This window comes from Streptomyces sp. NPDC056231 (assembly GCF_048270745.1).
In the GTDB taxonomy this organism is placed as follows: Bacteria; Actinomycetota; Actinomycetes; order Streptomycetales; family Streptomycetaceae; genus Streptomyces.
Window position 1 is genome coordinate 1 of the sequence record NZ_JBLVKW010000162.1, and the last position, 6124, is coordinate 6124.

The following is a 6124-nucleotide window of genomic DNA, read 5'->3' on the forward strand; positions in this document are numbered from 1 at the left end:
CTTGTACGACGGCGACGCGACCGACACGACAAGCCCTCCCCAGGCACGATCAACCCGAAGATCATTTCACTCCGTCAGCCAACGTGACAGCACCCCCGGTACCGGCCTGGGCCTGCCCGGTACCGGTCGCAGGGGACGGCGAACGCGGTTGCCACGTTGACGGCTGCCGCCCTCCGATCCGGCCAAAGGGAGGACCTGGCTACCCAGGCCCGGCTTGCCCCGGGTCGGCTGTGGCCCGGAGTGCCTAGGCTGTCACCGCTACGGAAGGGCGGTGCCATGGATGCTGACTCCCGGACCAGGGCCGCGGTCGAGGAGCATTGGCGAGCCTCCGAACGCGGGGACACCGAAGCCGAGCACGCCATCTACGCCACGGACGCGATCCTGGACTACCGGCAATCAGGCGAGCGGTTCCGGGGCCGAGCGGCAATCTCGGCGCAGCGCGGCGGGCACCCGGCCGAGCCTCACTTCACCGTCCAGCGGATCACCGGCCATGCGAATCTGTGGGTGAATGCGTCATCACCTACGGCGGTGTGCCTTCGTATTCGGTCAGCATCATGGAATTCGCTGACCAGCACGTGGTGCACGAGACGCAGTACGTCGCCGACCCCTTAGGCGTGCCGGCCTGGCGGGCCGCGCTCGCGGAGCCGATGCCGGGCCGGACCATTGCCGGAGCCTGATTCTTGGGCTTGCTCGGGCCGGCCGGGTGACGAGCCTGTGACCGGCACCACGGCCGCGGTCAGCGGCGGCATGTCCATGTTCTCCCCCTGGCCTGCGCGCACGGGGCCATCGCGTCCCGGTCCAGCCGACGGCCGGACCGCATTCGGGACATCGTCACCCCAAAGGAAGACGTTCATGCACACGATCGATCTCGCCTACGTCGGGCGAGGCCCGCACGAGGAACTGGTCACCTACCTCGCTGACCAGCAGGACTTCTACGCCGACGAGGGCGTCCACGTCGCACTGCGCGACGGCTGCACCTGGGACGCGGAGCGGCTGCGCCGCGGCGCAGTCATCGGACTCGGCCGGACACTGCTGTCCCGGCTGAACGATGGCATCCCCTGGGTCGCGCTGAATGTCAACACCGCCCGCCCGCTGTTCTGGTTCCTCGCCCGTTCCGGCCTGGCCTCCCTGGTTGACCTGGCCGGCCAACGGCTGGCGGTAACCCCTCCTCACACCGGCCCCGGGGTTTTCACCCGGATCATTCTGCGCCAGGCCGGTCTCGACCCGGACCGCGACGTGCAGAGCATCGTCCGCTGGCCCGGCGACTACAGCATGGACCTGCGCCGGCTGCGCAACGGGAGTATCGACGCCGCCGTGGTCGGTGACACCATGGCACCGGAGGCGATCGCCGCCGAGCTCGGTTGGCAGGTGCTGGCCTTTGTCGGCGACCACTTCCAGATTCCCACCGTAGGCGTGGCTGTCGACCCCACCTACACCGACCCGGAGGACCCCGCGGTCCAGGCGGTCGTACGAGCCCACCGGCGCGCCCTTCAGGTGATCCACAACGATCCCGACACCACGGTGCGGCATCTGGAGACCTTCCTCGGCCGACACACCGCAGACGAAGTCCGAGCGCACTACGAGAAGTTCATCGCACCGTATTTCACCACCGACGGCCAAACCGACCTCGTCGCCGCAGACACCGCGATCACCACGGTCGCCGCCGAACTCGGCGTTCCCGCCACCTTCACCGCAACCGAGTTCTACCGCACCGCTTAGTCGTCGAAGGCAGTCAGTGAGCGGCAGACCGCCTGGCCGGCCTGGAAGCTGCACCACACCGCGGCGGCAAGTGCCCCGAGACGCTGGGCCACACCTACGACGGCCCCCTGGACGGAGCGTGCTCCGTGGTGTTGCAGGTCGAGGGGCACTTTCGCAGTGTCGTCGACCGACGCGACGGGCTCCGGATCGGCGGGGACCCACAGGATGGGCATTTCCGCCGGGACACATACCAGGGACGGCAGGTCTCCGGCATACCGGTCGCCGCGACCCGATCGCCACGCAACCGGTCGAAGATGCAGTCGTAGACCTCCAGGCGGCAGGCGCACTCCACAGAGCGGCGTGTTTGCGTGCGGGCAGAACCGACTCTTCCGGCACCCTCAGGGCCCCTCGCAGACGGTCGCGAAGCCCTGCGTCCCCCGAAGAAACAAGCCCGAAGAAACAAGAGAGGAAGAGACCATGAAGGAGTTCCTGATCGAGCTGACCGCCCGTGTGCCCGAAGGGACCGACCAAGCAGAAGTCGACCGGCGCCGCGCCGCCGAAGCTGTGCGAGCCAAGGAACTCGCCGCCGAAGGTCACTTGTTCCGGCTGTGGCGCCCGGTCGGGGAGGACCGTGTCATCGGCGTGTGGCGCGCCGATGACGAGGCGGAGTTGCGTGAGAAGGTCCTCGGAAGCCTGCCCATGTGGCCTTGGGCGACGGCGGTAATCACCGCCCTGCAGCCGCACCCCAACGATCCGGACCTGACCGAATGAGTCTTCCGGTGCGGCACCTCACTGCCACCGCTCGCTGTGCCAATCAGGACCACCGCACTGAAGCGGGAGTCCATGCCTTGAGGTTGAGAAACCGTTCGCTTACCGAATCGGAGACAGGGGTTCCGCGATCGACAGCGGCCCCGGACGGAGGGAAACCCGTGTCTGAGAAGAACCATGCCACGGTGGCAGTCACCGGGGTGACTGGGGCGCTGGGCGGCCGGATCGCGGCCCGACTCGCGGGCCACGGCGTCCCCCAGCTCCTCGTCGGACGCAGCCCCGACCGCATGCCCGAACTGCCAGGCGCCCAGCGGCGCGGTCCGGCCGCCTACGCCGATGCCGACGCCATGCGCAAGGCGCTCGAGGGCGCGTCGACCCTCATCCTGGTCTCCGGACACCGCACAGGGCGCCGGCTGGAGGAACACGCCACCGCAGTCGAGGCCGCGATCGCGGTCGGCGTGGACCGGGTCCTGTACGTATCTCTCGTCGGCGCAGCGCCCGCCGCCACCTACACCAACGCCCGCGACCAGTGGCTGACCGAACAGTTCCTGGCAGGGGCCGGGATCCGCCAGACGGTGCTCCGGGCAGGCTTCTACACCTCGACGCCAGCCGCCCTCGCCAACGAGGAGTTCGTCGTGAGCGGCCCCGCGAGCACCGGCCGGGCCGCCTTCGTCACCCACGAGGACATCGCTGACGTGATCACGGCCGTCGCCCTCGATGAGGGTCCCCGCTCCGAGCACGACGGCGCGACCCTTGAGATCACCGGGCCCGAGGCCCTGACCCTCGACGAAGCGGTCACCAGGATCGCCGCAGCCACCGGCCGACCCTACCGCTTCGAACCCGAGACTCTCGAGGACGCCTTCACACGGCGATGGCGACTGGGCATGAGCGGGGAACAGATCGAGACCTGGATCTCGTGGTACCAGGCGATCGAGAGGGGCGAGATTTCCGTGGTCACCGATGTCGTCCCCCGGCTCACCGGCTCACCAGCGACCCCGATCTCGGACGTAGCCTGGTGGCCCGCGCCGAAGACAGCGCGCGGTACCCGCTAATCTCGCGCTTTAACGAAGCGGGCTGTCCGGCCACTGATCAAGAAAGCAGAAAGTGCCTCTGACCAGTGAGAATGAGGATTGCTGAGGTCTTTGTTCCCGCCGCTGTCGGAGGCACTTCCCAGGTGAAGAAGCGTATCGGGTCCTACCCGCGTGTCCGCGTCGAGGCCGGCGGGGCAATGGTCTCGCGGGCGGGAGCCGTGCTGCTGGTCGACACGGTCCGCAAGACCGGGCTGGACCAGGCGATATCAGCGGCGCTGTCGCCGTGGCGCAAGCCCCGTGCGGTGCACGATCCTCCGGGTAAAGTCCTGCTGGATGTGGCACTCTCGGTCGCACTCGGCGGAGACTGCCTTGCTGACGTGGGAATTGTGCGGGCCGAACCGGGCGTGTTCGGGCCGGTGGCATCCGATCCGACCGTCTCCCGTCTCATAGACACACTCGCCACGGCGGGAGACAAGGCCCTGGCGGCAGTCCGCTCGGCACGCGCTGAGGTCCGTGAATACAATGCCGGCGGACAGGTGATCGTCGATCTGGACGGGGTGCTCGTTCTTGCGCACTCCGAGAAGCAGGACGCCGCCGCGACGTGGAAGAAGACGTTCGGGCACCACCCGCTGATGGGCTTCGTCGACCACGGAGCGGGCGGCAGCGGAGAGCCGGTCGCTGGCCTGCTGCGGCCGGGCAACGCGGGCAGAAACACCGCCGCCGACCACATCACCACCGCCGGGCTCGCGCTGGCCCAGCTGCCGAAGAAGTACCGGCGCGGACGCCAGACACTGATCCGCTGTGATTCGGGCGGTGGCACCCATCAGTTCGTGGCCTGGCTGACGAAGCGTGGCCGGTGGCTGTCGTACTCGGTCGGGATGACCATCAGCGACGGCATCCACCAGGCCGTCCTCAAGGTTCCCGCGTCCGCCTGGACGGTTGCCGTCGAGCCTGACGGCGAGGTCCGCGACGGTGCCTGGGTGGCCGAGCTGGGCGGCGACGTGCTCAAGGACTGGCCCAAGGGCATGCGGCTGATCGTCCGCAAAGAACGCCCCCATCCCGGCGCCCAGCTGCGCTTCACCGACGCCGACGGGATGCTGCTGATCTGCTTCGCCACCAACTGTCCCTCCCCTCGTAGCGTGGAGTCTTTGATTGCAGGGGAGGTTGGGGTTCATGGGGTCCAAGCAACGGACGTACACGCCTGAGTTTCGTGAGGGTGCTGTACGCATCGTGATCGAGACGGGCAGGCCGATCCCGGAGGTCGCCGAGGAACTCGGCGTGTACTCGGGCACGCTGCACAGCTGGGTGTCGCGGTGGCGGCGCAACGGGTCGGCGTCGTCCGACCGGCCGGCCGAGCCCGCGCCGGGCGGGCGGATGCGCGAGGCCGAACGCGCCGAGCCGGAGCGGCTGCGGCGGGAGATGGGCGAGAAGAACAAGCAGATACGCGAGCTGGAGATGGAGCGTGATGTCCTCAAGCGATGCATGGTCCTCTGGGTGAAGTGACCGGGACGGACCCGGCCGTCCTGGTCGAGTTCATCGGTAACCAGAGGACCGAGCACCGCGTCCCGCACCGTCTGGCCTGCAGAGCTGTCGGGGTGGCGGAGTCCTGGTTCTACAAGTGGCGCGACAAGCCCACTACCGCACGTGAGGTCCGGCGCGGACAGCTGGCCGACGCGATCCGGCAGATCTTCGAGAACTCCGGCGGCACCTACGGTTCCCCGAAGGTCTGGCTCCTCCTGGTCCGCGCGGGCTGGCGCGTTTCGGTGAACACTGTCGCCCGTCTGATGGCCGAACTCGGCCTGGCGGGGCGGAAAGCCCGCCGCCGGTGCGGGCTGACCCGGCCCGGCAAACGGCAGGCGGCCCCAGACTTCGTGCGGCGGGACTTCACCGCGGACGCTCCGGACCAGGTGTGGTGCGGCGACATGACAGAGATCACCACCGGTGAGGGCAAGCTCTACCTGGCCACCGTCATCGATCGGCCGGCCTCACCGTGTCGGCGATAGTCGGCTACCCACCGTCGAATGGTGCGATCGGTGAACCTCCAGCCCTGGAAGCCAGCCGACCCTGTTTATGGCTCGATATTCGGTACAGGCGCCTCGGCCGGGGGAGCTCGGCTCACCCCACTGCCGCCGCTCCGCTGGACATAGGCACGGCCCAGGTCCATCAAGAGCCCCGTTCCGCCGGTGCGGCGCCCGCGCCGGCCGATCGAAACCTCCTGACGGCGGGAGAGCGAGTGCTGCCTTCTCTGCCACGCCAGGCCGGCCTCCCGTCCTCCCCGAGTCGCTGTTTGAGTCACTGTCCGAGGCGCTGGAACTTGTGGGACCTCAGCTCACTTCGCCGGAACCTGACGGATCACGTCGCGCTGCTACCCCTGGCGCACGGGCAGACCCACGACCGACTCCCCAGTCATCCCGACGCCTGCCAACTCGACTTTATTGCATGACAGTTGGAATTAACCACCAAGATCGCGCAATTCCCGGCGGCCGCTGCCGTCCCCGGTCTGCGTCTCGTGATGTCGGCGCCCCCACCCATAATCTGAATCACCGAACACATATTCAGGAGGCCTGCTCGTGCCCGCGCTTCATGACTTCACCACCTGGCAACCCCTGCTGCGCCTGTTGTACGCC

The 6124-nt window shown here is 68.3% G+C and carries 7 protein-coding genes and 1 pseudogene; 7 read left to right on the forward strand and 1 reads right to left on the reverse strand.

Going from position 1 to position 6124, the window contains the following annotated elements:
* Positions 1-554: 554 nt before the first annotated feature.
* Both ACNPQM_RS43445 and ACNPQM_RS43450 read left to right on the forward strand, forming a co-directional pair.
* On the forward strand, positions 555-677 hold the full coding sequence (locus tag ACNPQM_RS43445) for a hypothetical protein (protein ID WP_418088339.1): 123 nt from the start codon (positions 555-557) through the stop codon (positions 675-677).
* 175 nt (positions 678-852) lie between these two features.
* Positions 853-1719, forward strand: a complete 867-nt coding sequence (locus ACNPQM_RS43450) for an ABC transporter substrate-binding protein (protein WP_418088340.1) — start codon at positions 853-855, stop codon at positions 1717-1719.
* On the opposite strand, the gene ACNPQM_RS43455 is transcribed toward ACNPQM_RS43450, so the two are convergent.
* Complete coding sequence (locus ACNPQM_RS43455) at positions 1716-1931, reverse strand: hypothetical protein (protein ID WP_418088341.1); 216 nt, start codon at positions 1929-1931, stop codon at positions 1716-1718. The genes ACNPQM_RS43450 and ACNPQM_RS43455 overlap by 4 nt on opposite strands.
* Positions 1932-2175: 244 nt before the next feature.
* On the opposite strand from ACNPQM_RS43455, the gene ACNPQM_RS43460 reads away from it, so the two are divergent.
* From ACNPQM_RS43460 to ACNPQM_RS43480, 5 genes and pseudogenes are all read left to right on the forward strand, one after another.
* Positions 2176-2469: a muconolactone Delta-isomerase family protein gene (locus ACNPQM_RS43460; RefSeq protein WP_418088342.1), complete on the forward strand. Its 294-nt coding sequence runs from the start codon at positions 2176-2178 to the stop codon at positions 2467-2469.
* A gap of 158 nt (positions 2470-2627) precedes the next feature.
* Positions 2628-3518 carry an NAD(P)H-binding protein gene (locus ACNPQM_RS43465; RefSeq protein WP_418088343.1) on the forward strand — a complete coding sequence of 297 codons (891 nt, stop codon included), beginning with the start codon at positions 2628-2630 and terminating at the stop codon, positions 3516-3518.
* 122 nt (positions 3519-3640) lie between these two features.
* Positions 3641-4618 (forward strand): annotated as a pseudogene (locus tag ACNPQM_RS43470) (IS1380 family transposase); the annotation flags it as partial.
* A 109-nt stretch (positions 4619-4727) separates the two neighbouring features.
* Complete coding sequence (locus ACNPQM_RS43475; protein ID WP_418088344.1) at positions 4728-5000, forward strand: transposase; 273 nt, start codon at positions 4728-4730, stop codon at positions 4998-5000.
* Positions 4997-5500 carry an IS3 family transposase gene (locus ACNPQM_RS43480; protein WP_418088345.1) on the forward strand — a complete coding sequence of 168 codons (504 nt, stop codon included), beginning with the start codon at positions 4997-4999 and terminating at the stop codon, positions 5498-5500. Before ACNPQM_RS43475 ends, ACNPQM_RS43480 begins: the two co-directional genes overlap by 4 nt.
* Positions 5501-6124 lie beyond the last annotated feature (624 nt).

Excerpts from the sequence above, each read along its gene's own strand:
- ACNPQM_RS43445 (WP_418088339.1), top strand. The coding sequence starts at position 555 with ATGGAATTCGCTGACCAGCACGTGGTGCACGAGACGCAGTACGTCGCC.
- ACNPQM_RS43450 (WP_418088340.1), top strand. The coding sequence starts at position 853 with ATGCACACGATCGATCTCGCCTACGTCGGGCGAGGCCCGCACGAGGAA.
- ACNPQM_RS43455 (WP_418088341.1), bottom strand. The coding sequence starts at position 1,931 with ATGCCCATCCTGTGGGTCCCCGCCGATCCGGAGCCCGTCGCGTCGGTC.
- ACNPQM_RS43460 (WP_418088342.1), top strand. The coding sequence starts at position 2,176 with ATGAAGGAGTTCCTGATCGAGCTGACCGCCCGTGTGCCCGAAGGGACC.